Source organism: Pseudomonas sp. KNUC1026, assembly GCF_021650705.1.
GTDB lineage: Bacteria > Pseudomonadota > Gammaproteobacteria > Pseudomonadales > Pseudomonadaceae > Aquipseudomonas.
Genome location: NZ_CP087138.1, coordinates 4070542 through 4095288, shown reverse-complemented (window position 1 = coordinate 4095288; position 24747 = coordinate 4070542). Strand labels below are relative to the sequence as shown.

General features: G+C 64.6%; 12 protein-coding genes and 5 pseudogenes. 6 read left to right on the top strand and 11 right to left on the bottom strand.

Features of this window, described 5'->3' with window-relative positions; all coding sequences use genetic code 11:
• Window positions 1-22 precede the first annotated feature (22 nt).
• The 4 genes and pseudogenes from LN139_RS19350 to LN139_RS19335 all read right to left on the bottom strand — a co-directional run bounded on the left by LN139_RS19350 (window position 23) and on the right by LN139_RS19335 (window position 4231).
• A complete protein-coding gene (locus LN139_RS19350; protein ID WP_236360520.1) occupies window positions 23-1105 on the bottom strand; it encodes a 2,3-butanediol dehydrogenase in 1083 nt (360 codons plus the stop codon).
• 49 nt (window positions 1106-1154) lie between these two features.
• Window positions 1155-2261: an acetoin dehydrogenase dihydrolipoyllysine-residue acetyltransferase subunit gene (locus LN139_RS19345; protein ID WP_236355650.1), complete on the bottom strand. Its 1107-nt coding sequence runs from the start codon at window positions 2259-2261 to the stop codon at window positions 1155-1157.
• The gene (locus LN139_RS19340) at window positions 2258-3277 is read right to left on the bottom strand and encodes an alpha-ketoacid dehydrogenase subunit beta (RefSeq protein WP_236355649.1); all 1020 of its coding nucleotides are present in this window, start codon (window positions 3275-3277) and stop codon (window positions 2258-2260) included. The genes LN139_RS19345 and LN139_RS19340 overlap by 4 nt, the downstream gene beginning before the upstream one ends.
• Before the next feature lie 25 nt (window positions 3278-3302).
• Window positions 3303-4231: pseudogene (locus tag LN139_RS19335) on the bottom strand (thiamine pyrophosphate-dependent dehydrogenase E1 component subunit alpha).
• 313 nt (window positions 4232-4544) lie between these two features.
• Here LN139_RS19335 and LN139_RS19330 point away from each other — a divergent pair.
• Window positions 4545-6411: pseudogene (locus tag LN139_RS19330) on the top strand (sigma-54-dependent Fis family transcriptional regulator).
• 278 nt (window positions 6412-6689) lie between these two features.
• On the opposite strand, the gene LN139_RS19325 reads toward LN139_RS19330, so the two are convergent.
• The 5 genes and pseudogenes from LN139_RS19325 to LN139_RS19305 form a co-directional block, all read right to left on the bottom strand.
• Window positions 6690-7301: a phosphoribosyltransferase gene (locus LN139_RS19325; RefSeq protein ID WP_236355648.1), complete on the bottom strand. Its 612-nt coding sequence runs from the start codon at window positions 7299-7301 to the stop codon at window positions 6690-6692.
• A gap of 311 nt (window positions 7302-7612) precedes the next feature.
• Window positions 7613-8967, bottom strand: a pseudogene (accC, locus tag LN139_RS19320) (acetyl-CoA carboxylase biotin carboxylase subunit).
• 17 nt (window positions 8968-8984) lie between these two features.
• A complete protein-coding gene (accB, locus tag LN139_RS19315; protein ID WP_236355647.1) occupies window positions 8985-9440 on the bottom strand; it encodes an acetyl-CoA carboxylase biotin carboxyl carrier protein in 456 nt (151 codons plus the stop codon).
• A 407-nt stretch (window positions 9441-9847) separates the two neighbouring features.
• Window positions 9848-11624 (bottom strand): annotated as a pseudogene (locus tag LN139_RS19310) (protein-disulfide reductase DsbD).
• Window positions 11625-11696: 72 nt separating this feature from the next.
• Window positions 11697-13310 carry a GGDEF domain-containing response regulator gene (locus LN139_RS19305; protein ID WP_236355646.1) on the bottom strand — a complete coding sequence of 538 codons (1614 nt, stop codon included), beginning with the start codon at window positions 13308-13310 and terminating at the stop codon, window positions 11697-11699.
• A 259-nt stretch (window positions 13311-13569) separates the two neighbouring features.
• Between LN139_RS19305 and LN139_RS19300 the strand changes: the two are divergent.
• The 4 genes and pseudogenes from LN139_RS19300 to speA all read left to right on the top strand — a co-directional run bounded on the left by LN139_RS19300 (window position 13570) and on the right by speA (window position 17768).
• Window positions 13570-14723 (top strand): annotated as a pseudogene (locus LN139_RS19300) (DUF2333 family protein).
• A 3-nt stretch (window positions 14724-14726) separates the two neighbouring features.
• On the top strand, window positions 14727-15266 hold the full coding sequence (locus tag LN139_RS19295) for an NUDIX hydrolase (RefSeq protein ID WP_236355645.1): 540 nt from the start codon (window positions 14727-14729) through the stop codon (window positions 15264-15266).
• 93 nt (window positions 15267-15359) lie between these two features.
• Complete coding sequence (locus tag LN139_RS19290) at window positions 15360-15731, top strand: translation initiation factor Sui1 (protein WP_236355644.1); 372 nt, start codon at window positions 15360-15362, stop codon at window positions 15729-15731.
• A 123-nt stretch (window positions 15732-15854) separates the two neighbouring features.
• Window positions 15855-17768, top strand: a complete 1914-nt coding sequence (speA, locus tag LN139_RS19285) for an arginine decarboxylase (protein ID WP_236355643.1) — start codon at window positions 15855-15857, stop codon at window positions 17766-17768.
• Between the two features lie 251 nt (window positions 17769-18019).
• On the opposite strand, the gene LN139_RS19280 is transcribed toward speA, so the two are convergent.
• Window positions 18020-19354, bottom strand: coding sequence for an MATE family efflux transporter (locus LN139_RS19280; protein ID WP_236355642.1), 1335 nt, complete (start codon window positions 19352-19354; stop codon window positions 18020-18022).
• A gap of 100 nt (window positions 19355-19454) precedes the next feature.
• On the opposite strand from LN139_RS19280, the gene LN139_RS19275 reads away from it, so the two are divergent.
• Window positions 19455-24413, top strand: a complete 4959-nt coding sequence (locus LN139_RS19275; protein WP_236355641.1) for an alpha-2-macroglobulin family protein — start codon at window positions 19455-19457, stop codon at window positions 24411-24413.
• 40 nt (window positions 24414-24453) lie between these two features.
• Here the strand turns inward: LN139_RS19275 and LN139_RS19270 are convergent, their stop codons facing one another.
• Window positions 24454-24747 (bottom strand): hypothetical protein, encoded by a 294-nt coding sequence (locus LN139_RS19270; protein WP_236355640.1) that lies wholly within the window; start codon window positions 24745-24747, stop codon window positions 24454-24456.

Here is a 24747-nt window from a genome sequence, read left to right as displayed (position 1 = left end):
GTCCGGTTGCTATGGGTTCAAGTCAGATTGCGGCGGGCCAGGTGGTGTTTTGTGGTGTGACGATGATCTTGACGTTCTGCTCCTTGTTGTTGACCAGCTCCTGGAAGCCCTCACCCACGATATTTTCCAGTTCGATTCGCCCCGTCACCAGCGCACTCACATCGATCCGCCCCTCGGCGATCCCGGCGATCACATCCGCGAACTCGCCGTTGTAGGCCAGCGACCCGATCACCTGTTTCTCCGTTGCGACGACCTCGAAGAAATTGAATTCGCTGGCCTCCTCGAAAATCCCCACCAGCACGCAGGTGCCGGCCTTGCGCACGGTGTCGATGGCCAGTTTCGCGGTGCGCTTGTTGCCGATGCATTCGAAACTCACATCGGCGCCAAGCCCGCCGGTCAGGCGTTTGATTTCCTCAAGTACATCGCATTCGTTGGGGTCGAGGATGTGATCGGCCTGCACCTGCCGTGCCTTGGCCTTGCGTGCCGAGGACATTTCCAGGGCGATGACCTGTTTCGCCCCGGCGGCCTTGGCGCACAGGATGGTGCACAGGCCGATGGTGCCGGCGCCCACCACCACTACGTTGCGCCCGTTGAGGTCACCGGCTTTCTTGACGGCGTGCATGCCCACCGCCAACGGCTCGATCAGCGCGCCGGCCTCCGCCGGGAACCCCGCTGGCAGCGCATAGAGCAGGTTGGCCGGCACGTTCACCCACTCGGCAAAGGCGCCGTTGTTCATCAGCCCGGTGAAGGCCAGGTTTTCGCAGAGGTTGTATTGCCCGCTCTTGCAGAAGAAACACTGGCCGCAGTGCTGGCAGGCGTCCGCCGCCACCACATCACCCACCGCATAACCCTCGACGCCTGCACCGAGCTTGTGAATCTCGCCGCAGAACTCATGGCCCAGGATGCATTGGCCCTGGATGCCGGTGAGCGGGTGGGGTTTGTCGACGGGGATGAACACAGGCCCGGCGACGTATTCGTGCAGGTCCGACCCGCAGATGCCGCACCAGTGCACGCGGATCTGCACCCAGCCCGGCGCTGGGTCGCCGGGCACGGGCACGTCTTCGACGCGGATATCCTGGCGGCCGTGCCAAACCGCGGCGCGCATGTGGGTGGGGGTGATGGCTGTTGTCATTGTCTTGCCCCTCGTGTGGTTATCAGGCGTTGTCGATGAACCGCTGGATCAGGCCGTTGACCTGCTCGGCGGCCTCCATCTGCACCATGTGGCCCTGGCCGGAAAGCACCTCGACCTGCGCGCCAGGCAATTGCGCATGGATGGCAGGGATGATCTGGTCGCCGTCGCCCCAGATCACCAGCACGGGGATGCCTTCGGCGGCCTGGCGCAGGTCGTGGCGTTGCTGGCTACCCTCGGCCAGCGCAGCGCGCAGGCTGGCCAAGGCCTGGCCCACGCCCTCCAGGCGCTTGTACTTGAGCATGTCTTCGAGCATTTGCCGGGTCACCAGGCCGGGGTCGGAGAACAGCTGCGTGAGCTGGGGCTTCAAGCCGTTGCGGTTGCTGGCTTCGGTAAACCCTTGCAGATAATCGCCGTTGATCTCCCGGCCCAGCCCGGCGCTGGCGATCAGGCTGAGCGAGGCCACTCGCTGCGGCGCCAGGCGTGCCAGGTTCAGGCTGACCGCGCCACCCATGGAATGGCCGGCCAGGTGCGCCTTGTCGATGCCAAGGTGATCGAGCAATGCGAGCACCGCCTGGCTCAGCTCATCCAGCGTGCCGGCCTGCAACGCCTTGCCCGATTCGCCGTGGCCAGGCAGGTCGAGCGCGATCACCCGGCGTTTTTCCGAAAGTGGCGCGTGGTTGAAGAGCCAGTTGTTCAGGTCGCCGCCAAACCCGTGGATCAATACCAGGGGCGTGCCACCTTCGCCCAGTTCCAGGTAGCGCACGATCCGCCCACCCAACTCCACCTTTTGCGATGCTGGGCCGCTGTCGGCCTCGCTGGCCTCGCCCGGTTTGAAATCGGCCAGAAACTGCGAAATCAGTGCATCCACCTCGGCATCGCTGGCGTCCCCTTCGGCGACCACGCCCAGCAACGCACCGACCGGCAGCGTTTCATCCGGCTGCGCCACGCAGCGGCGCAGCACGCCGGCGAAGGGCGCTTCGACACTGCTGGAGATCTTGTCGGTTTCCACGTCCAGCACTTCATCGCCCTTGGCGATGGTGTCGCCTTCCTCCTTGAGCCAGGCGTCCACCCGGCCCTCGGTCATCGACAGGCCCCATTTGGGCATGGTCAGCGTATGCAGTTGGCTCATGCGGCTTTCCTCTTCTCGGCGATCTTGCGCACAGCCGCTTCGATCTTGGCCGCGTCAGGGATGTACAGGTCTTCGAGCGCATCGGAGAACGGCACCGGCGTATGCGGCGCGGTGACCATCTCGATGGGGGCCTTGAGGTAGTCGAAGGCCTTTTGCGCAGCCAGTGCGCTGATATCCGTGGCGATCGAGCAGCGTGGGTTGGCCTCGTCGATCACCACCAGGCGGCCGGTTTTCTCGACGCTTTCCAGGATGCTGTCTTCGTCCAGCGGGCTGGTAGTGCGCAGGTCGAGCACTTCGCAACTGATCCCCTGCCGGGCAAGGCTCGCGGCTGCATCCATGGCCAGATGCACCATGCGCCCATAGGTCACCAGGGTGACGTCGTCGCCGTCGCGCAGGAAGTTGGCCTCACCGAAGGGGATGGTGTAACTCTCCTCCGGCACCTCGCCTTGCAGGCTGTAGAGCAGCTTGTGCTCGCAGAAGATCACCGGGTCGTCGTCGCGAATCGCCTGGATCAACAGGCCTTTGGCTTCATAGGGCGAGGAGGGGCAGACCACCTTCAGGCCAGGAATGTGGGTCCATAGTGAGGTGAGCATCTGCGAGTGCTGAGCGGCAGCGCGCAGGCCGGCACCGACCATGGTGCGCATCACGAAGGGTGTGCGCGCCTTGCCGCCGAACATGTAGCGGAATTTGGCGGCTTGGTTGAGGATCTGGTCCAGGCAGCAACCGGCGAAGTCGACGAACATCAATTCACACACCGGGCGCATGCCCTGGGTGGCGGCACCGACCGCCGCGCCGACGTAGCCGATCTCCGAAAGCGGCGCATCGAGCACCCGATCAGGGAATTGCGGATACAACCCTTTGGTGACCCCCAGCACGCCGCCCCAGGCGTCCTGCTCCCCCGGTGCGCCGGCGCCACCGGCAACGTCCTCGCCGATGATGAACACGCTTTCGTCCCGGCGCATTTCCTGGGCCAGTGCTTCGTTGATCGCTTGTTGGTAGCTGATTTTGCGAGCCATGAGGCTTCTCCTTGTTCTGGGCAGGTCAGGCGTAGGCGACGTAGACGTCGGTGAGCAGGTCGGCGGCGGTGGGCTTGGGGTCGGCCTTTGCGCGGCGCACCGCGTCCTCGATCAGTTGCTCCACTTCCTGATCGATCTGGTCCAGTTGCAAGGCTTCGAGCTGGCCGGCGCGGGTGGTGCGCTCACGGAACTGCATCAGGCAATCGCGGGTGTCGCGGATGTTTTTCACCTCATCCGGCGCACGATAGGTTTGCGCGTCGCCCTCGAAGTGGCCGTAGTAACGGCTGAGCTTGACCTCGATCAGGCTCGGGCCTTGGCCTGCGCGAGCGCGGCGGATGGCTTCGCTGGCGGCTTGCTCGACGGCGAAGAAGTCGAAGCCGTCGACCGTGACCCCAGGCATGCCGAAGCCCACGGCGCGGTCGGCGATATGGTCGCAGGCAACCGACCATTTCGACGCGGTGGCTTCGGCATAGCCGTTGTTCTCGGCGATGAACAGGCACGGCAGGTTCATGACCGAGGCCAGGTTCATCGCCTCGAACACAGCGCCTTCGTTGGAGCCGCCGTCGCCGAAGAACACCACGGCCACCCGGCCGTTTTCTTGAGCTTGGCCGCCAGTGCCGCACCCGCTGCCAGTCGGGCACCGGCACCGACGATGCCGTTGGCGCCGAGCATGCCTTTGTCGAGATCGGCGATGTGCATCGAGCCGCCTTTGCCGCCGCACACGCCGGTCTTCTTGCCGTAGATCTCGGCCATCATTCCGTACACGTCCACGCCCTTGGCGATGCAGTGGCCGTGGCCGCGGTGGTTGGAGGCGATGCAGTCTTCGTCGTCCAGGTGCGCCATTACACCTGCGGCCGAGGCTTCCTCACCTGCGTACAGGTGCACGAAGCCGGGAATCTCGCCGGTGGCGAACTCGGTGTGCAGGCGTTCTTCGAAGGTGCGGATGGTGCGCATCACCTTGTAGGCGTGCAGCAGCTTTTCGCGGTTCAGTAGGTTGGCCATCTTGTTGTTCTCCTTGTAGGGCTGGGTGCTGCAGGGCAGTGGAGCAACAGCGGTGCCAACCTCGCCGGACAGGCCGGGCCAGAGCGGTAGGGCGCGCCTTGCGTGCACACTGGCTGAGACGCGCAGTGCCAGTCCGGGCGCGCCAGCGACGAGACTCTGAGACAACCCGTCTCAACCCAGCCGGCTGGCGCCCCCGGGTTGTCGAAAGCCCGCGCGGGCGCTATAGAGAAGGCACAACAATAAATAGCCAGAGACGGAGGGCTTGATGCTTGCCGCACACTCCAGGGCTCACGTAGACGCGGTCAGCCGCGTGCTGCGCAATGCCGGCCGCCAACCCGTGCTGCCGGTGCCCCACCTGATCGTCGACTCCTGGCGGCGGTCGATGGAGCAACACCACCTTGACCCCGCCTCCCAGCAGGGCCCGCGTATCCTTTCGCAGACGATGCTGGCCGAGTGCCGTGAGCGCTCGGAGCTGTTCCTGCGCATTGCTCGCGAAGAAGTGGCAAGCCTGCATGCTCAGGTACGCGGTGCCGACTACTGCGTGATGCTCACCGACGCCCAGGGCAACACCATCGACTACCAAGTGGAGTCGACCATCCGCAGCGATTGCCGCAGGGCCGGGCTTTACCTGGGCACCTGTTGGGACGAAGGAGAAGAGGGCACCTGCGGTGTCGCTGCGGTGCTGACCACCCGCGTCGCGGCTACGGTGCACAAGCGCGACCATTTTCGTGCTGCCTTTATCGGCCTGACTTGCTCGGCCGCGCCCGTGTTCGACCCGCAGGGCGAGCTGCTCGGAGTGCTGGACGCCTCGGCCCTGCAATCCCCGGATGACCGCCGCAGCCAGGTGTTGATCGCGCAAATGGTTGCCCAGAGCGCCCGGCGCATCGAGAACGCATTCTTCATGCACAGTGCCCAGGGCCAGTGGATGCTGCGCGCTCACAGTGCGCCGGGCTATGTCGACAGCCAGCCTGATGTGTTGATGGCCTGGGACGCCCACGGCCAGCTCACCGCCCTCAACAGCGGCGCCCGGCAGGTGCTGGCCAGGCAGTTGGGGCATGTGCCTGCGCACGTAGGGGCGTTGTTCGACATGGAGCACCTCAGCGCCCTGGCGGATGAGTCGGCCCAGCCGTTGGCCTGGGCCGGTGGGCAGCCGTTGCACGTGCGGGTCAGCTCGCCTCGCCGGCGCCCTGCGGCCAAACCACTGGCTCAGCCACAGGCGGACGCACGCATTACCGAACAGTTGCGCCTGGCCGTGAGGGTCAAGGATTGCAACCTTCCGGTGCTGGTGCATGGCGAGACGGGCGCAGGCAAAGAGGTGTTTGCCCGGCAGGTACATGCACTGAGCGCACGTCGCGGCGCGCCTTTCGTGGCGCTCAACTGCGCCGCGATTCCTGAAACCCTGATCGAGAGTGAACTGTTCGGCTATACCGCCGGAGCCTTCACCGGCGCTGCCGCCAAAGGCATGCGCGGGCTGTTGCAGCAGGCCGACGGCGGCACGCTGTTTCTCGACGAGATCGGTGACATGCCGTTGGGTTTGCAGACACGGCTGCTGCGCGTGCTGGCCGAAGGCGAGATCGCCCCGCTCGGCGCGGCGTGCCGCACGCAGGTCGACCTCCAGGTGATCTGCGCCACGCACCGGGACCTGGCGAGCCTGGTGGCAGAGGGCCGTTTTCGCGAGGACCTGTACTTCCGCCTGGGCAACGCACGCTTCGAACTACCGCCCTTGCGCGAGCGTAGCGACCGCCTGGGGCTGATCAATCAAGTGCTGGTCGAGGAAGCCAAAGCCTGTGGCGTGATGACCCAGCTCAGCACGGCAGCGCTGGAGTGCCTGTTGGGTTACCAGTGGCCGGGTAATCTGCGCCAGCTGCGGCAGGTGCTGCGCTATGCCTGCGCGGTGTGTGGGGGCTCGGCGGTGCAGGTGGCGGACCTACCCGCCGAAGTTCGTGGTTGCACACGCTCGCCAGCACAAAGCCCGGTGGCCAATCCACAGCGGCAGCTTCTGCTCAGAGGCCTTGATACGGCATCGTTGGAAGCCAGCAGATGCGGCGCAGGCATTGGGGATTTCCCGGGCGACCTTGTATCGGCGGGTGAACGAGCATGGGATCGAAATGCCGGGTAAGCGGCAAAGATAGCCAGCGTTCAGAAGTAGTCGAGATTGCCGGGAGAGGTTTTCGATAGCCAAAGAAAAGCCGAGCTTTCGCTCGGCTTTTGATTGATCAGGGCCAGGCAGGCCCTTGAAACATCAACGACCCTGAGGTCGAGGGGTTAGCCGCTGCCTAACCTTCCCATTACTTGCACTTTACGAGCCGACCATGGGGGGTGCTACGCGGGCCTCATCTGGATTTAGAGAGCGGGGAGGCTCATGCACACTCGCCGGCAATCGTAGCCAGGTGGTCAATGCATGTAAAGCTCAAACATCGCTGAAGAGGCAAACCGCCTCCACCGAAGTGACACCGGGCAGGGTCAGGACAAGTTGCCGGGCGACACTGAGTGTGCGGCCTGTAGCAAGCAGATCATCCACCATGACCACTCGGCCCATAGCCATGTCACCGCAGAGTTCATTCAGGCGAACCGGGCTGAAGAACTGCCGAAAGCCTATTGGAATAGCCTTGAGCGAAAATACGTCTGCGGCCTTCAGGCGGAAGTGGAGCCGCTTGCGATCTTGGGTGGTAATCGCGCCTTGCGCCAGAGCCAGTTCGATCATCTGGCAGGCTTCAGATCTGGTCGTTTTTACAAACACTTCATGGGCCAATGCCGCCTGGAACTTCAATGCGCATCGCCTCGCGACAATTTTGCTCAGGCTGTGACTGGACGGCATGTACACCACGGTGTCTGCCTGAAGTTGTTGGGCAAGCGTAGACAGAATGGCGTTGCCACTTTCCAGGAGCCTTTTTATCGAGGTGATATCGGTATTCAGGCCCTGTTTGCGTTTCAATGCATACAAAAGCGGGCAGTTGTCGCCTATCACCGACTGTTTGCGGTCACGGCTTGTTTTAGCGGAGTTTTTGATACGAGTGAACAACTGATGTAACCCTCAGGCCGCAACGGCGCAAATCGCTTTTTGGATTGCCGTCCACCGTGGTGATCAAGTGTTCCTTTACTGCGTGATCGACAGTGACCAATTTGCCTTTGATTGAAAGCCCCAACGCATAAGCCTCGATGCACACTAAAGAGGCAGGAGATGATGCCAGCCGCTTGCGGTGTAGATACGATCAACGTTGAGCCTGAAGAATGCTGAAACTATTTCGCCAATGAGCGGCAATCAAGTGAGCCCAAAAACAACAAACCCCGGCCGCTCACGCTAACCGGGGTTTGCCTTCATTCACTGGCCGCTCACTTGGCTGCTTTCATTTCTTCGAGCAGGTGTTCGAGGTAGTGAATGTTCACGCCGCCCTTGCAGAAGCCTGGGTCGCGGGTGAGGTCACGGTGCAGCGGGATGTTGGTCTTGATCCCGTCGACCACGATCTCGTCCAGCGCATTGCGCATGCGCGCCATGGCTTCGTCACGGGTGTTGCCCCAGACGATCAGCTTGCCGATCAGCGAGTCGTAGTTCGGCGGTACCGAGTACCCGCTGTACAGGTGCGAATCCACCCGCACGCCATTACCGCCCGGCGCGTGGAAGTGTTTCACGGTGCCGGGGCTCGGGATGAAGGTGCGTGGATCTTCGGCGTTGATCCGGCATTCCAGGGCGTGGCCGCGGAAGGTGACCTGCTCCTGAGTGAACGACAGCTTGTTGCCAGCGGCGATGCTGAGCATCTCCTTGACGATGTCGATGCCGGTAATTTCTTCGGACACCGGATGTTCCACCTGTACGCGGGTGTTCATCTCGATGAAGTAGAAACGGCCGTTCTCGTAGAGAAACTCGAAGGTGCCCGCACCGCGGTAACCGATCTCGACACAGGCATCGACGCAACGCTTGAAGACTTCCTGGCGGGCCTTCTCGTCGATGCCCGGGGCCGGCGCTTCTTCCAGCACCTTCTGGTGACGGCGCTGCAGCGAGCAGTCGCGGTCGCCCAGGTGAACGGCGTTGCCCTGGCCGTCGGAGAGCACCTGCACTTCCACGTGGCGTGGGTTGGTGAGGAACTTCTCCAGGTACACCATCGGGTTGCCGAACGCAGCACCGGCTTCGGTCCGGGTCAGCTTGGCCGAGGAGATCAGGTCTTCTTCCTTGTACACCACGCGCATGCCACGGCCACCGCCGCCGCCAGCGGCCTTGATGATGACCGGATAGCCCACTTCACGGGCGATGCGCAACGCTTCGGCTTCGTCTTCAGGCAACGGGCCATCGGAACCCGGCACAGTGGGCACCCCGGCAGCTTTCATGGCGTCCTTGGCCGATACCTTGTCGCCCATCAGGCGAATGGTGTCGGCTTTAGGCCGATGAAGGCGAAACCGGACTTTTCCACCTGCTCGGCGAAGTCGGCGTTCTCGGCCAGGAAGCCGTAGCCGGGGTGAATAGCGGTAGCACCAGTCACTTCGGCAGCGGCGATGATGGCCGGGATGTGCAGGTAGGAACGTGTCGAGGGCGCCGGGCCGATGCAGACCGACTCGTCGGCCAGGCCCAGGTGCATCAGCTCGCGGTCGGCCGTGGAATGCACGGCGACGGTCTTGATGCCCAGCTCTTTGCAGGCACGCAGGATCCGCAGGGCGATCTCACCACGGTTGGCGATAAGTACTTTTTCCAACATCGCAGGCTCTCCCTTCGTCAAACGATGGTGAACAGCGGCTGATCGAACTCGACCGGCTGGCCGTCTTCTACCAGGATCGACTCGATGGTGCCGCTGGTTTCAGCTTCGATGTGGTTCATCATCTTCATGGCTTCGACGATGCGCAGGGTGTCGCCTTTCTTCACGACCTGGCCGACTTCAGCGAAGTTGGGCGAAGTGGGCGAAGGCTTGCGATAGAAGGTACCGACCATCGGCGAGCGCGCCACGGTGCCGTTGAGTTTCGGCGCGGCAGGGGCGGCGTCGGCAGCAGGGGCGGCAGCAGCGACCGGTGCGGCAGCCGGGGCAGGCATCGGCGCAGGTGCGTAGAACTGTTGTGCGGGGGCTTTGCTGTGGCGGCTGATCCGTACGGACTCTTCGCCTTCCTTGATTTCCAGTTCGTCGATGCCGGACTCTTCCAGCAGCTCGATCAGTTTCTTGACTTTACGAATATCCATTAATCATCAACTCCCAAGGATGTTCAGGGGTTTCAAGGCAGACTATGCAAGCCATTGCGTTCGGCCCGCTTGTGGGCCGATGGCCGCCGCCGGGCCTGAAAGGGCTCGTCGGCAGAGGCCAGAGTGTCTGTGAATGCTCAAGGTGAAAAACGCGCATCGAACAGTGGGATGCTCAACGGCGCTGGCACGTCACGTTCGTGAATGGATCACTGGATGAAAACCGGCGCGAGGTCGTGGGCATGGCGTTCCCTTGGTTCTGGTTATCGTTCGACGGCGGCGACTATGCCGGAAAGCCGGCCCTTTTGTCCAGTTAGCCGCAGTAACCCGCAAGTTGGGCGAAAACAGATGACTAATTATCGCCTTGCGGTCACGGAGTGGCGAAATGCGGCTACACAGGGGTATAGCCGCTACTGAGCGGCAGTGCCGGGAATGTTCGCCGTGAAATCGGCGGCGTTCGTTTCGCCCACTACCCGCGCACTGCGCAGTTCTTCGCCGGAAGGGGCGAAAAACTGGATAGCAGGCGGGCCGAACAGCCCGTAGTGGTCCATCACCGCGCGTTGCTCGGCATTGCTCTCGGTCACATCGAAGCGCAGGCGTTCGTAGCCTGCGAGCCTGGCTTGCACCTGCGCATCGGGCAGCACTTCGTGCTCGATCACCTTGCAGCTGATGCACCAGTCGGCGTACCAGTCGAGCACCACGGGCTTGCCTGCGTTGCGGGCCTGGGCGAGGGCATCGTCCAGCGCCTGCGCCGTGGTGACGGTGCGCCAGGTGTTGGCTTGCGGACTGCGCCCCGGTGGCGGCGCTGGGCTGTGGCAGGGGTTGCAGGGGGTTGCCGCCGCCCTGCAATGCGCCGAACCAGCACGCCAGGCCATAGCAGAGCAGCAACAGGCCGAGCAACTGTGCAAGGCGCTCGCGCGGCGGCTTGGGCACGAAATCGAGCGCTCCCAGGAACAACCCGCAGCCCGCAGCCAGCGCGCCAGCCAGCAGTAAGGTCATCGGGCCTGGCAACACGCGTTCCAATAGCGAGATCGCCACCGCCAGCAACAGCACACCGACAGCCGCCTTGACTCCATTCATCCAGGCCCCGCTGCGCGGCAGCAGTGCTGCGCCGCCGGTGCCTGCCACCACCAGCGGCACGCCCATGCCCAGGCCCAGAGCCAGCAGCTTCAGGCCGCCGCCCACTGCATCGCCGCTGGCGCTGATGTAGAGCAGGGCGCCGGCCAAGGGCGCTGATACACAGGGCGATACCAGCAGGCTGGATAGCACGCCCAGCGTTGCGGCTCCCACGATGGAGCCACCCTGTGTACGATTGGCCACGGCATCGAGGCGGTCTGTAATCGATCGCGGCAGGCGCAGTTCGAACAACCCGAACATCGCCAGGGCGAACACCACGAAGAACAGGGCGAAGGGCACCAGCACCCAAGGCGATTGCAGGCGTGCCTGCAGGTTGAGGCTGGCGCCGAACAGCCCGATAAGCGCGCCCAGCAACGCGAAGCACGCTGCCATCGGCAGCACATAGGCCAGGGACAGGGTGAAGCCGCGCAGGCCTCCGGTTTGGCCACGCAGCACTACTCCCGAGAGAATGGGCAGCATCGGCAGCACGCACGGGGTGAAGGTCAAGCCCAGGCCGGCCAGGAAATACCACGCGAAATCCTTCCAGCTCCAGCCAGAGGCGGGCGCTGGTGCTACAGCGCTGGCATTGCCGGCAGGTTCCGCACCAGGCAAGGCTGCAATGGCCAGCCGCTGAGTTTCAGGCGGGTAGCACAAGCCTTTGTCGGCGCAGCCCTGGTAGGTCACCAGCAGTGTGAAAGCTCCACGGGCGTTCGCCGGGCGCGGCAACGTGACATCGACGATGTTGTGATACACCTCGACCTCACCGAAGTACTCGTCGTGCTTCTTCTCTCCGTCCGGGAATTCAGGTTGCCCAAGCACTACGCCGGCGGGCTCGGCCTTGAACGCGAACTTCTGGCGGTAGAGGTAGTAGCCTTCGGCAGCCACGAAGCGCAGGGTGATCTGCTCGGGCCGGCTGTCGGCCTGGCTCAGCTGGAACGCTTCGCGCACCGGCAGGAAATCGCTGCTGTTGTCCAGCGGGGCGCCCAGCCCGGGGTTGGGGCGGCTGCCGAACACATCGGCGCCGGCAGGCAGGGCAAGGCAGAGCAGCAGGAGCAGGAAAAAACGACGCATGGCAGTCTCACGGCAAATCACTGCGGCCGATCATACCTGCTGTATCTATAACTGCCGATTAAGGCGCTCTTATCAGCCGGCCGGCAAGACGCGATTCCGCCCGGCGGCCTTGGCACGGTACAGCGCTTCGTCCGCCAGCGACGCCATCATCAGGCTGTCGATGCCGCCGCTGAGTTGCACCACGCCTGCGCTGAAGGTGCAGTGCAGCTCGTCGGGCATGCCGGGATAGAGAATTTCGGCGAAACGCTCGCGAATGTCGTTCAGCGCTGCGCAGGCCGAGGCTGCATCAGTGCCCGGCATCACGATGGCGAATTCTTCGCCGCCGTAGCGGCCGATCAGGTCGGTCTTGCGCAGGCGCTGGCGCAGGAACAGCGCCAGGCTCTTGATCACCCGGTCGCCCATAGGGTGGCCGTAGGTGTCGTTGACCTTTTTGAAGTGGTCCAGGTCGAGCATCGCAAAACACAGCGGTGCCTTGCTGCGCCGTGCCGTGAAACACGCATCGTCGAGCTCGCGCAGGATGTGGGTGTGGTTGTACAGGCCGGTGAGCCCATCGCGCACCATGCGCGCACGCAGTTCGCGGGCGCGTTCGGCACGGGTGCGCACCGCGCAGATCAGCTGGCGCGAGCGCACCGGCTTCACCAGGAAATCGTCGGCACCTTCGCTCAGGGCATCCAGCTGCCGGTCCAGGTCGTTTTCAGTGGACAGGTAAATGATCGGCAGGCCCACGTAGCGCTCGTTCTGGCGAATCACGCGGGCCAGCTCCGGGCCTGAGCAGGTTGGCATGTAGAGGTCCAGCAACACCAGGTCGGGCTGGAAGTCAGCCAGCTCGGCCATCGCGCGCATCGGGTCGCTCAGGCAGCGGGTGAGAATGCCGGCGTTGTTGAGCATGCGCTCGCTGTTCATGGCCTGGGCGCGCGAGTCGTCGATCACCAGTACCCGGTAAGGCTCGAAACGGGTGACGCGGGTCAGCCGCTCCAGCCGCTCCAGCAGCGCCCAGGCTTCCAGGGCGCCGGTGAAGAAATCCAGCCCGCCACTGCGCACGGCAGCCAGGCGTGTGGGGGTATCGGCCGGTTGCTGGCTGAAAAACAGCAGCGGCACGGGCGAGGCGAGCCCGTCCTGGATTTCGGCGGCCAGGCCCAGGCCGCCGCCGATACCGTGGAAGTCCACGTCCACCACCATTGCCGAAGGTTGCGCATGAGCCAGTGCTTGCCTGGCAGCCAGGGGGCTGGGCAGGGCGATGGCGTCCAGGCCGAATGAGCCTAGCTGGCGCGCCAAGCGCTCGGCTGCGTCCTGGTTGAACAGCATCAGGTACACAGGCCCCGGTGGGTAGGGCAGCGGCGTGCCCTCAAGGGTGTCGCCATGGCGCAGGCTGCTGCGGGCGAGCTTGTTCATCAAACGGTTGAAGTCTTCGAGGGTGTCCTGGCTCAACTGCCCGGAGTTGCCACGCAGCCGCGCCAGGCAATCGCTCAGTGCCATCGACAGCAACAGATGCTCGACCTGCTGTAAACGCTCGGCGCTACGGCCCAGGCGTTCGTTGGCAGCATCGAGCTGAGCGAGGTCGGCATGGCCCCAACCCTTTTCACCCAGGCGCTGCCAGATCGCCAGAATCTCCCTCGCCTGGTTGGCCAGCCGTTGCGCCAGATGCCGGTGCAGGCGATCGCGCGTGGTGTCTTCGAGCAAGTGCATAAGCCAACGACCGTGCCGAGGCAGCGTGGAAAGGTGATGGCTCTATGATATCACTCAATCCCATTACGTTCTCTGCCGCGCGTCATGTTCCGGCTCAAAGGGCCTGTGGCGCGACGGACGGAACGGGGCGATGAGTGTCGCTCAAGGCCCGGCCCCTGTCGCGGCCGATGGATTATCATGTGCCTCGTTCGGCCGGCCGCACCTTGAGTGGGTGGCGTGGTCGAAGGATGTTGAATTCGCACAGCACAAGGACCACGCCATGCTGGACTGGAAAAAGCGCACGGGCAAAGCGGATGCCCCTTCCGATGCCGCCGCCGACGCCGCCGCGAACCCTTCGGGCAATGCTTCGGCGAACGCCAGCTCGAAGAAAGATCGGCGAAATCGCCGCGCCGATAACGTTGGCCAGCCGCGCCGCGGCCACTGGAAAGCGCTGCTGCTCAGCCGCGCGGTGCTGGGCGTGGTGGGCCTTTACCTGCTGATAGCCGTTGGCATCGGCATCTATTGGAGCCGTGAACCTGCGCTGTTCCAGGTCCAGCAGAACGCCCAGGCCCACGCCCAGCGTGACGGCCGCCAGATGGTGATCGGCTACACCACCGTCGAGACGCTCAAGACGATCACCCAGACCCTGCTCGACAAGCCCGGTGGCTACCTGGCCAATGACAGGTTCCCGCCAGGCCTGTGGCTCGACAATATGCCCAGCTGGGAATATGGGGTTCTGGTTCAGGTGCGTGACATGAGCCGCGCCCTGCGCAAAGACTTCTCCCGCTCGCAGTCGCAGTCCGCCGAGGATGGCGACCTGGCTCAGGCAGAGCCACGCTTCAACTTCGATAACCGCAGCTGGATGTTCCCGTCGAGCGAATCGGAATACCAGCGCGGTATCGACCTGCTGGACAACTACGAAAAACGCCTGAGCTCGCCGGATCAAAAAGCGGCCTTCTTCTACACCCGGGCTGACAACCTCAACAATTGGCTGGGCGACGTCTCCACGCGCCTGGGTTCGATGTCGCAACGCCTTTCGGCCAGTGTTGGCCGCGTCAAGCTCAACGCTGCCTCCAAGACCGACACGGTAGTCGCAGGCCAGGCGCCTCAGGTTGACGAGGAGTACGAAGAAACCCCGTGGCTGAAGATCGACAACGTGTTCTACGAGTCGCGCGGCCAGGCCTGGGCTCTTTCGCTCTTGCTGCGTGCGATCGAAGTGGACTTCGCTGACGTGCTGGCCAGAAGAACGCGACCGTGAGCGTGCGCCAGATCATCCGGGAGCTGGAAGCTGCCCAGGAGCCGCTGTGGAGCCCGATGGTGCTCAACGGCAGTGGGTACGGCATCTTCGCCAACCACTCGCTGGTGATGGCCAACTACCTCTCGCGGGCCAACGCTGCAGTGCTGGACCTGCGCCAGTTGCTGTCGCAGGGCTGACCGGTGCCAGTCAGCGAACAGGAGGTGGCGCACCGCGCCGCCTCCGACGCCGAACACATTGCCTGGGTGGATGAGCACGACCAGTTGCTGGGGGCGTTGCCGAGGGCCGAGCTGCGCACGCGCGGGTTGATCGGGCGCGGCACGTTCATTCTGCTGTTCAACAGCGCCGGCGAGTTGTGCGTGCAGCAGCGCACGATGAGCAAGGCCGTGTACCCCGGCTACTGGGACGTGGCCGCAGGCGGTATGGTGCAGGCCGATGAGAGTTATGCGCTCTCGGCCGCCCGAGAGCTTGAAGAAGAACTCGGGGTGTCGGGCGTTGTGCTGAACGAGCACGGGCGCTTTCTCTTCGACGCACTGGGCAACCGGCTCTGGTGCGCGGTGTTTTCCGCCTGCTGGGATGGGCCGCTGCGATTGCAGCCCGAGGAGATCAGCCAGGCGCACTTCATGTCGCTGCAGGCGATCGGCGAGCGCACCCCTGACGCGCTCTGGTGCCCCGACTCATTGCTGGCGCTCGAGCGCTACCTTGCCTCCAAGGTCGCATAAACCCGGCAAAATGCCGCGATTGTGTACTTAGCACTGGGCGGCTTTGCCGTTAAACTGCGCGGCCTTACACCTGTCAACGCGCAAGAGGCAACGATGGCCAGCAAAGCCTCATCCTTCGCCGCTCTCGGCGGCCTCGTTTACTCCACCGACAGCGGCCGGCATTGCCCCGACTGCGGCAAGCCTGTAGCCGAATGCATCTGCGGCCAGCCCCAGGTGCCGGAAGGCGACGGAATCTGCCGCGTACGCCGCGAAACCAAAGGCCGTGGTGGCAAGACCGTCACTACCGTCAGCGGCACGCCCCTGGCCGGCGAAGCCCTCAAGGCGCTCGCCACCGCTCTCAAGAAGCGCTGTGGCACCGGTGGCGCGCTCAAGGATGGGGTGATCGAGATCCAGGGTGATCACGTCGACGTGCTGCTGGCCGAACTGGCCAGGCAGGGGCTCAAAGCCAAGAAGAGCGGCGGCTGAGGCAACCATGGTGCAGGGCCTGGGGTCTACCCAGGGGCCTGCCCGACACGCACAGGGTAATTCTGTCATTCCCCGCGCGGCGCGTGCCGCAGCGGGGCCTTGGACCTGATACAGGGGGCTTCGATGTCCGTACGACGCACACGCAAAGACGATGGCAGCCAGTGGACCGTGGCCGACAGCCGTGGGGTCTATGGCATTCGGCACTGGGGTGCCGGCTATTTCGCGATCAATGAGGCCGGGCGCGTCGAAGTGCGCCCCAATGGGCCCGACAGCCAGCCGATCGACTTGTATGACCAGGTCAACGAACTGTGCAAGAGCGGCCTGTCGTTGCCGCTGCTGGTGCGCTTCCCCGACATCCTCCAGCACCGCGTGCGCGCGCTCACCGGCGCCTTCGACGACAACATCGCCCGGCTCGGTTACCAGAGCGCCTACACGGCGCTGTACCCGATCAAGGTCAACCAGCAGGAAGCGGTGGTGGAGAACATCATCGCGACGCAAAACGTGTCCATCGGCCTGGAAGCCGGTTCCAAGCCTGAGCTGCTCGCCGTGCTGGCACTGGCCCCCAAGGGCGGCACCATCGTTTGCAACGGCTACAAGGACCGCGAATTCATTCGCCTGGCCCTGATTGGCCAGAAGCTCGGCCACAGCGTGTTCATCGTGATCGAAAAAGAGTCCGAAGTCGGGCTGGTGATCGAGGAAGCCACCGAGTTGCAGGTGCAGCCGCAGATCGGCCTGCGCGTGCGCCTGTCGTCGCTGTCGTCGAGCAAATGGGCTGACACCGGCGGCGAGAAATCCAAGTTCGGGCTCTCCGCCGCGCAGCTGATTTCCGTGGTCGACCGTTTTCGCGCGGCCAGGCTGGAGCAGGGCATTCGCCTGCTGCACTTTCATATGGGTTCGCAGATCGCCAACCTCGCCGACTATCAGCAGGGCTTCAAAGAGGCCATCCGCTACTACGGCGAACTGCGCGCACTCGGCCTGCCCATGGACCACATCGACGTCGGCGGCGGTTTGGGCGTCGACTACGACGGTACCCACTCGCGCAACGCCAGCTCCATCAACTACGACATCGACGACTACGCCGGTGTGGTGGTGGGCATGCTCAAGGAGTTCTGCGACGCGCAGGGCATTCCGCACCCGCACATCTTCTCCGAAAGCGGCCGGGCGCTGACCGCGCACCACGCGATGCTGGTGATGCAGGTCACCGACGTGGAGCGCCACAACGACGCCCCGCCGGAACTGCCCAGCCGCGATGAGCTGCCGCCGACCCTGCAATGGCTGGCCGACCTGCTCGGCCCGGTCGACCCGGAAATGGTCACCGAGATCTACTGGCGCGCCACTCATTACCTGGGCGACATTGCCGCGCAATACGCCGATGGCAAGGTGACGCTGGCGCAGAAGGCACTGGCTGAGCAGTGCTACTTCGCCGTTTGCCGCAAGCTGCACAACATGCTCAAGGCGCGGCAGCGCTCGCACCGGGTGATTCTGGACGAGCTCAACGACAAGCTGGCCGACAAGTACATCTGCAACTTCTCGGTATTCCAGAGCCTGCCCGACACCTGGGCAATCGACCAGGTGCTGCCGATCCTGCCGCTGCATCGGCTCGACGAAGAGCCGGTGCGCCGCGCGGTGCTGCAAGACCTCACCTGCGACTCCGACGGCAAGATCAAGCAGTACGTCGACGAGCAGAGCATCGAGACCAGCCTGCCGGTGCACCCGGTGAACCCGGGCGAGGACTACCTTTTGGGCGTGTTCCTGGTGGGCGCGTACCAGGAAATCCTGGGCGACATGCACAACCTGTTCGGTGATACCGACTCGGTGAATATCTACCAGACCCCGAGCGGCAGCGTGTACCACGCCGGCATCGAAACCCACGACACCATCGAGGACATGCTGCGCTATGTGCACCTCTCGCCCGAGGAGCTGATGACGCACTACCGCGACAAGGTCGCCAGTGCGCAGATCAGCGCGCGTGAGCGGACGCAGTACCTGGATGCGTTGCGGTTGGGGCTGACGCGGTCGTCTTATCTGTCGCCGTGAAGGGTTGAGGTGCCGGACGGCGAAAGCAAGCGTCGCGCGGCAAGCCGCCCTCCCACTACTTGATCTGCGCTACACAACCAAAAAGTGGAGGGGCCGGCTTGCCGGGCGCAAGCCTTCCCACTACTTGAACCGCACCACACAACCAAAAGTGGGAGGCCGGCTTGCCGGGCGACAGGCCCCCACTACTCAACCGCACCACACAACCCAGCCAAGAGGGCGGCTCGCCGCGCGACGCGCCCATCCACGACTGATCAAACCCAAAGCCTTCGCACATCCAGCCGCCACGCCACCCACCCCAGCGTCACCCCCCGCAAGGCCATGAACCACAGAAAGCTGATCCACAACCCATGGTTGCCCAACCCCATCGTTGCCAGTGCAACAGGCGCTGCCAGCGCCACGCTCGCCAACATGGTGTTGCGCATCTCCCGCGCCCGTGTGGCACCAATGAACAGCCCGTCCAGCAAGTAGCTCCACACCGCCACCAACGGCAGAAGCGCCAGGTACGGCAGGTACGCAGCTGCCGCCTCGCGCACACTGGGGATGTCTGTCTGCAAGGTGATGAACGGGCCGCCAGCGACGAGAAAGAACAGCGCAAACGCCACACTCGCCAGCAACGACCAGCCGGCGCTGACCACCAGTGCCCGGCGCAGAGCGGTGCGGTCGCGTGCGCCGATGGCGTGGCCGCACAAAGCCTCCACCGCGTGAGCGAGGCCGTCCAGCGCCTGCGCGGTCAGCACCAGGCCGTTGAGCAGCAGGGCATTGGCGGCCACGGTTGCATCACCCAGGCGTGCGCCTTGCACCGTAATCAGGAAGAACACGCCTTGCAGCGCCAGGCTGCGCAGGAAGATATCCCGGTTCACCGCCAGCAGTGGCCGCCAGCTTGCCCAGCGCTTGAGCGGCGCGACGGCCAGCCGCCCTGGCCAAGCCCGCAAGGCCGGGCGCGTGAGGGTAAGCCCCAGCAGCAGCGCCGCCCATTCGGCCACCACCGACGCCCAGGCCGAGCCTTGCACGCCCCAGCCCAGCCCCAGCACCAGGTACAGATTGAGCACGATGTTCAGGCCGTTGGTGCTGAGCATGATCCACAGCGGCGCCCGGGCGTTGCCGGTGCCGAGAAACCAGCCCGTCAGCGCATAGCCGCCGAGGGTTGCAGGCAGTGCCAGCAAACGGATGTAAAGGAACGCCAGAGCGCTTTGCTCAAGCTCCGCGCTCGGGTTCATCCAATGCAACGCCCAGCCAGCGAAGGGGATTGCCAGCGCGCCCAGCAACAGCGAGAACCCCACCGCTAGCGCCAGGCCCTGCGCAAGAATCTGCCTCAAGGCCGCACCGTCCTCGCGCCCGGCCGCCTGCGCAGTGAAGCCCGTGGCGCCCATGCGCAGAAAGCCGAATGCCCAGGCCAGCAGGTTGAACAGGCTTGCCCCCACCGCCACCGCGCCCAATTGATGAGCGTGGGGCAGGTGGCCGATGACGGCGCTGTCTACCAACGCCACCAGCGGCACGGAAGTGTTGGAAAGAATCATCGGCGCGGCGAGCGCCCAGACGCGGCGATGAGTGGGGCGGTGCTGCCAATCCTGGTACATGAAATTCATCGGTTTATTCAGGTTGATTGATTTTACGCAGCCGACGCTAAAAAGATCCTCCCGTGAGATATAGTTGCCGCCGTTTCGGTACCTGCCTGAAGAGGGATTCATGTTCAACAAGGGATTGTTGCTGGGGTGCGCGTTGGCATTGCTCAGTGCCTGCGATTCGTCCAGTTCCGGCAAGGCGCCGGCCAAAGCCGAGGCCCCCGTGGCCGCCCAGGCCCAGGCGCCGCAGGGTAAGCCCGCCGCTGCGCCGGCCGATACCGCCGCGCTGGCCAAGCGTTACGCCAATCGCGACCTGGCCATCTCCGACGTCTCCGAAGTGCAGCTCGAGGGTGCCAGCGCACTCTCTGTCACCTTCAGCGTGCCGCTCGATCCCAAGGCCGACTACGCCAGCCGCCTGCACCTGGTCGACTCCGTCAGCGGCAAGGTCGACGGCGCCTGGGAGCTCTCCGACAACCTCATGGAGGCGCACCTGCGCCACCTGGAGCCCAAGCGCAAGCTGGTGCTGACCGTGGACGCCGGCCTGCGCGCGGTCAATGGCAAGGCACTGCCCAGCGAATACTCCGCGCGCCTCGAAACCCGAGACCTGCAGGCCACCGTAGGCTTCGCCAGCCGCGGCTCGCTGCTGCCCACCCGGCTCGCCGAGGGCCTGCCGGTGATCGCGCTGAACGTGAACCGCGTCGACGTCGACTTCTTCCGCATCAAGCCCGAGCAGGTGCCAGCCTTCCTGTCGCGCTGGGGCCGTGGCAGTTCGCTGGAGTACTACGAATCCAAAGACCTGCTGGGCATGGCCGAGCTGGTGTACACCGGCCGCTTCGACCTCAACCCGGCGCGCAACACCCGTGAAAACCTCATGCTGCCGCTCTCCGGCGTGAAGCCGTTGCAGGAGACCGGCCTGTACCTGGCGGTGATGCACGCTGCGGGCACCTACAACTATTCGCAACCGGCCACGCTGTTCAGCCTGAGCGACATCGGGCTCTCGGCGCACCGTTATCAGAAGCGCCTGGACGTATTCACCCAGGCCCTGGAGGGCGGCAAGTCGCTTGGCGGCGTAGAGGTCGAGCTGCTCGATGCCGAGGGCCACTCTCTGGCCCAGGGCAAGACCGACAGCGACGGCCATGCTCAACTGCCTTTGGCGCCTAAAGCCGATGTGCTGCTGGCGCGCCAGAATGGCCAGACCAGCCTGCTGCGGCTGAACAGCGCCGCACTCGACCTCGCCGAATTCGACATCGCCGGCCCTGCCGCGCACCCGCTGCAATTCTTCGTGTTCGGCCCGCGCGACCTCTATCGCCCCGGCGAAACCGTGCTCATCAACGGCCTGCTGCGCGACAGCGACGGCAAGCCGACCAAGGCCCAGCCGATCACCGTCGAAGTGCGCAAGCCGGACGACCAGGTCAGCCGCAAGTTCGTCTGGGAGGCAGGCGCCAACGGCCTGTTCCAGTATGCGCTGCCGCTGGCAGGCGAAGCGCCCACCGGCCGCTGGCAACTGCTGTTCGACCTGGGCGATGGCCGCCCGGAGGTGTACGAATTCCAGGTCGAGGACTTCCTGCCCGAGCGCATGGCGCTCGAACTCAAAGGCAGCGACACGCCGCTCGCACCGGCCGACACCGCGCAGATCAGCGTCGAGGGGCGTTACCTGTATGGCGCGCCGGCTTCGGGCAATCGCCTGAGCGGCCAGATCTACGTGCGCCCGTTGCGCGAGGCGGTGCCTGCGCTGCCGGGCTATGAATTCGGTTCGATCACCGAAGAGCAGCTCAAGCAGGACCTGGAGCTCGAAGAAAGTGCCTTGGGCGAAGACGGCACAGCCCAGATCGACATCGAAAGCCAATGGGCCGAGGCCCAGTCGCCGCTGCAGATCATCGTCCAGGCCAGCTTGCAGGAAGCCGGCGGCCGCCCGATCACCCGCACGTTCAAGCAACCGGTGTGGCCGGCCGAGCGCCTGCCGGGCATCCGCCCACTGTTCAGCGGCAGCGGCAGCGATGAATACGGCGAAGAAGACGACACCGATGCCATGCCCCACATCGACGGTGATGGCCCGGCCGAGTTCGAGATCCTGGTTGCCGACGCCGAGGGCCACAAGCTGGCAGCCAAGGGTGTGAAAGTGCGGCTGATCCGCGAGCGCCGCGATTACTACTGGAATTATTCCGACAGCGACGGCTGGAGCTACAACTACAACGCCAAGTACCTGAACCTGAGCGAAGACAGCTACGACATCGCCAAGGACGGCACCGTCAAGGTCAACTTCCCGGTGGAGTGGGGCCCGTACCGCGTCGAGGTCGAAGACCCTGAAACCGGCATGATCAGCAGCCTGCGCTTCTGGGCCGGCTACGCCTGGCAGGACAACACCGACGGCGGCGCCGTGCGCCCCGACCAGGTCAAGCTCGCCCTCGACAAACCGGCCTATGCCGATGGCGACACCGCTACCGTCACCGTGACCCCGCCCGCCGCCGGCAAGGGCTACCTGATGGTCGAGTCGGCCGAAGGCCCGCTGTGGTGGCAGGAGATCGACGTGCCCGCCGAGGGCAAAGCCTACTCGGTCAAGATCGACCCCAAATGGCAGCGCCACGACCTGTACCTGAGCGCCCTTGTGGTTCGCCCTGGCGAACGCAAGGTCAATGTCACGCCCAAGCGGGCCGTCGGCTTGCTGCACCTGCCGCTGGACCGCAATGCGCGCAAGCTGGCCGTGAACCTCGACGCACCTGCCACCATGCGGCCCAAGCAGCCGCTGAAGGTGAAAGTCGCCGCCAGGAATGCGGACGGCAGCCCGGCCAGCCAGGCTTATGTGCTGGTGTCGGCAGTGGATGTCGGCATCCTCAACATCACCAGCTTCGCCACCCCCGACCCGTTCACCGGCATGTACGGCCGCAAGGCCTATGGCGCTGACCAACTGGACGTCTATGGCCAGTTGATCGAAGGCGGTGGCCGCCTGGCGAGCCTGGCCTTTGGCGGTGACGCCGGCATGGCCAAAGGCGGCAAGCGCCCGGACACCAGTGTGACCATCGTTGCCCAGCAGGCTGTGCCGGTGCAGCTCGATGCCAACGGGCAGGGTGAGGTGAGCGTCGATATCCCGGACTTCAACGGCGAACTGCGGCTGATGGCCCAAGCCTGGAGCGGCGACCATTTCGGCGTTGCGCAGGGCAAGACGGTGGTGGCAGCGCCGCTGGTGACCGAGCTTTCGGCACCGCGCTTTCTGGCAGGGGGTGACCGCGCCCAGGTGGCGCTGGACTTGACCAACCTCTCCGGCAAGGAACAAACCCTGACCCTCAACCTCAGTGCCAGTGGCTTGCTGTCGTTGCCCGAGGCAGCGCCGCGCAGTATCAAACTGGCCCAGGGCCAGCGCACCACCCTGCGCTTCCCGGTGCTGGCCGCTGGCGGCTTCGGCCAGGGCCAGTTGCAGGTCAAGGTCAATGGCCTCGACCTGCCGGGCGAGCCTGCCGAGGTGTTCAGCCGTGAATGGAAAATCGGCGTGCGCCCGGCCTATCCGGCCGTACAGCGCCACTACCGCGCAGTGCTCAAGGATGGCGAATGGCGCCTGCCCGAGGGCGAGCTCGAAGCGTTCGAGCCGGCCGGCCGCCAGGCGTTGCTGAGCCTCTCCAGCCGCCCGCCGCTGAACCTCGGCGAGCAGATCACCGAGCTCAAGGCATACCCCTACGGCTGCCTGGAGCAGACCACCAGCGGCCTGTACCCTTCGCTCTACGCCGACGCCGCCACCCTCAAGCGGCTGGGCCTTACGGGCGATTCGCAGGCCGACCGCGAGCGCAAGGTGGAGCTGGGCATCGAGCGGCTGCTGGGCATGCAGCGCTACAACGGCAGCTTCGGCCTGTGGACCTCCGACAGCCCAGAGGAATACTGGCTGACCGCCTACGTCACCGACTTCCTGCTGCGCGCCCGCGATCAGGGCTTCGCTGTACCGGCCGACGCACTCAAGAAAGCCAGCGAGCGGCTGCTGCGCTACGTGCAGGAACCCAACCTGATCGAGATCGACTACAGCGACGACACCGAAGCCACCCGTTTTGCCGTACAGGCTTACGCAGGGCTGGTGCTCGCACGTAGCCAGCAGGCGCCGCTCGGCGCGCTGCGTGCAGTGTTCGAACGCCGCGACCAGGCCCGCTCCGGCCTTCCGTTGGTGCAACTGGCCATCGCCCTGCAAAAGATGGGCGACCAGCCGCGTTCGCAACAGGCGCTGCAAGCGGGCCTGGCCATCTCACGCAAGCCCAACGCCTGGCTGCACGACTACGGCTCGCCGCTGCGTGACCAGGCCTTGATCCTGTCGCTGCTTCAGGAAAACAAACTCGCCAGTGGCCAGGTCGACGAGCGTTTGTTTGCGTTGGCCGATCAGGTGGCGGCCAACCGCTGGCTGTCGACCCAGGAGCGCAACTCGCTGTTCCTGGCCGGGCGCGAGCTGCTGAGCAAAGACGAAAAACCGTGGAAGGGCGAGCTGGATGTAGCTGGCCAGGTTCAGGCGGTCTCCAACAGCCAGCCGGGCATCCGCCTGGAAGGCGCCGGGCTGGCATCGCCGCTGGCATTGCGCAACACCGGCAGCGAAACGATCTACCAGCAGCTGACCGTCTCCGGCTACCCGCTGCAGGCACCGGCGCCGGTGTCGAACAACCTGTCGATCAGCCGTGACTACCTGAGCCTCAACGGCCGGCCGCTGAACCTGGCGCAGGTCAAGAGTGGCGACCTGGTGCTGGTGCACCTGGCGGTGAAGGCAACCCAGCGGGTGCCGGACGCACTGGTGGTCGACCTGCTGCCAGCGGGCCTGGAGATCGAGAACCAGAACCTGGCGCAAAGCGCTGCCAGCCTGGACAACGCCAGCAGCAACGTAAAGGAGTGGCGTGACGCGATGCAGAATGCCGACATTCGCCACCAGGAGGCCCGCGACGATCGTTTCGTGGCGGCGCTGAACCTGGACGGTTACGCCACCACGCACCTGCTGTACCTGGCCCGTGCCGTTACCCCCGGCACTTACCGCGTGCCGCCGCCGCAGGTGGAGTCGATGTACCGGCCGAACCTGCAAGGCACCGGCGCGGTGCCGGGCGACCTGACCGTACGCGGCAACTGAGCCGGTAACCCTGCCGCAAGCCTGGCTTGCGGCAGGGCATTTAGTGAATGATCCAGCTCAGCAGCCACAGCCCCAGCAAGGCCCAGATGATGCCAAGCACGATGGAGGCGCGCATGAACGCGCGCACCGCCGCGTACAGCATGCACAGGCCCACTATCAGGGCGAGGATGCTGATCAGCGAAGTGTCCATGCCCAAGGTGCGGGCCATGCCTTCGACAAAGTTGCCGCCGGCGTTGGCCAGGCCACTGAATACCCAGGTCAGGGCGTCGACGATCCCGCGGATGATCGCTCCCAGGGCCTGGCCAAGCCATTCGAAAAAGCCTTCTACATGCAT

Coding starts and splice junctions, on each gene's coding strand:
- LN139_RS19290 (WP_236355644.1), top strand. CDS start 15,360: ATGGCCAGCAAAGCCTCATCCTTCGCCGCTCTCGGCGGCCTCGTTTAC.
- LN139_RS19340 (WP_236355649.1), bottom strand. CDS start 3,277: ATGGCTCGCAAAATCAGCTACCAACAAGCGATCAACGAAGCACTGGCC.
- LN139_RS19350 (WP_236360520.1), bottom strand. CDS start 1,105: ATGCGCGCCGCGGTTTGGCACGGCCGCCAGGATATCCGCGTCGAAGAC.
- speA (WP_236355643.1), top strand. CDS start 15,855: ATGTCCGTACGACGCACACGCAAAGACGATGGCAGCCAGTGGACCGTG.
- accB (WP_236355647.1), bottom strand. CDS start 9,440: ATGGATATTCGTAAAGTCAAGAAACTGATCGAGCTGCTGGAAGAGTCC.
- LN139_RS19305 (WP_236355646.1), bottom strand. CDS start 13,310: ATGCACTTGCTCGAAGACACCACGCGCGATCGCCTGCACCGGCATCTG.
- LN139_RS19345 (WP_236355650.1), bottom strand. CDS start 2,261: ATGAGCCAACTGCATACGCTGACCATGCCCAAATGGGGCCTGTCGATG.
- LN139_RS19280 (WP_236355642.1), bottom strand. CDS start 19,354: ATGAATTTCATGTACCAGGATTGGCAGCACCGCCCCACTCATCGCCGC.
- LN139_RS19270 (WP_236355640.1), bottom strand. CDS start 24,747: ATGCATGTAGAAGGCTTTTTCGAATGGCTTGGCCAGGCCCTGGGAGCG.
- LN139_RS19275 (WP_236355641.1), top strand. CDS start 19,455: ATGTTCAACAAGGGATTGTTGCTGGGGTGCGCGTTGGCATTGCTCAGT.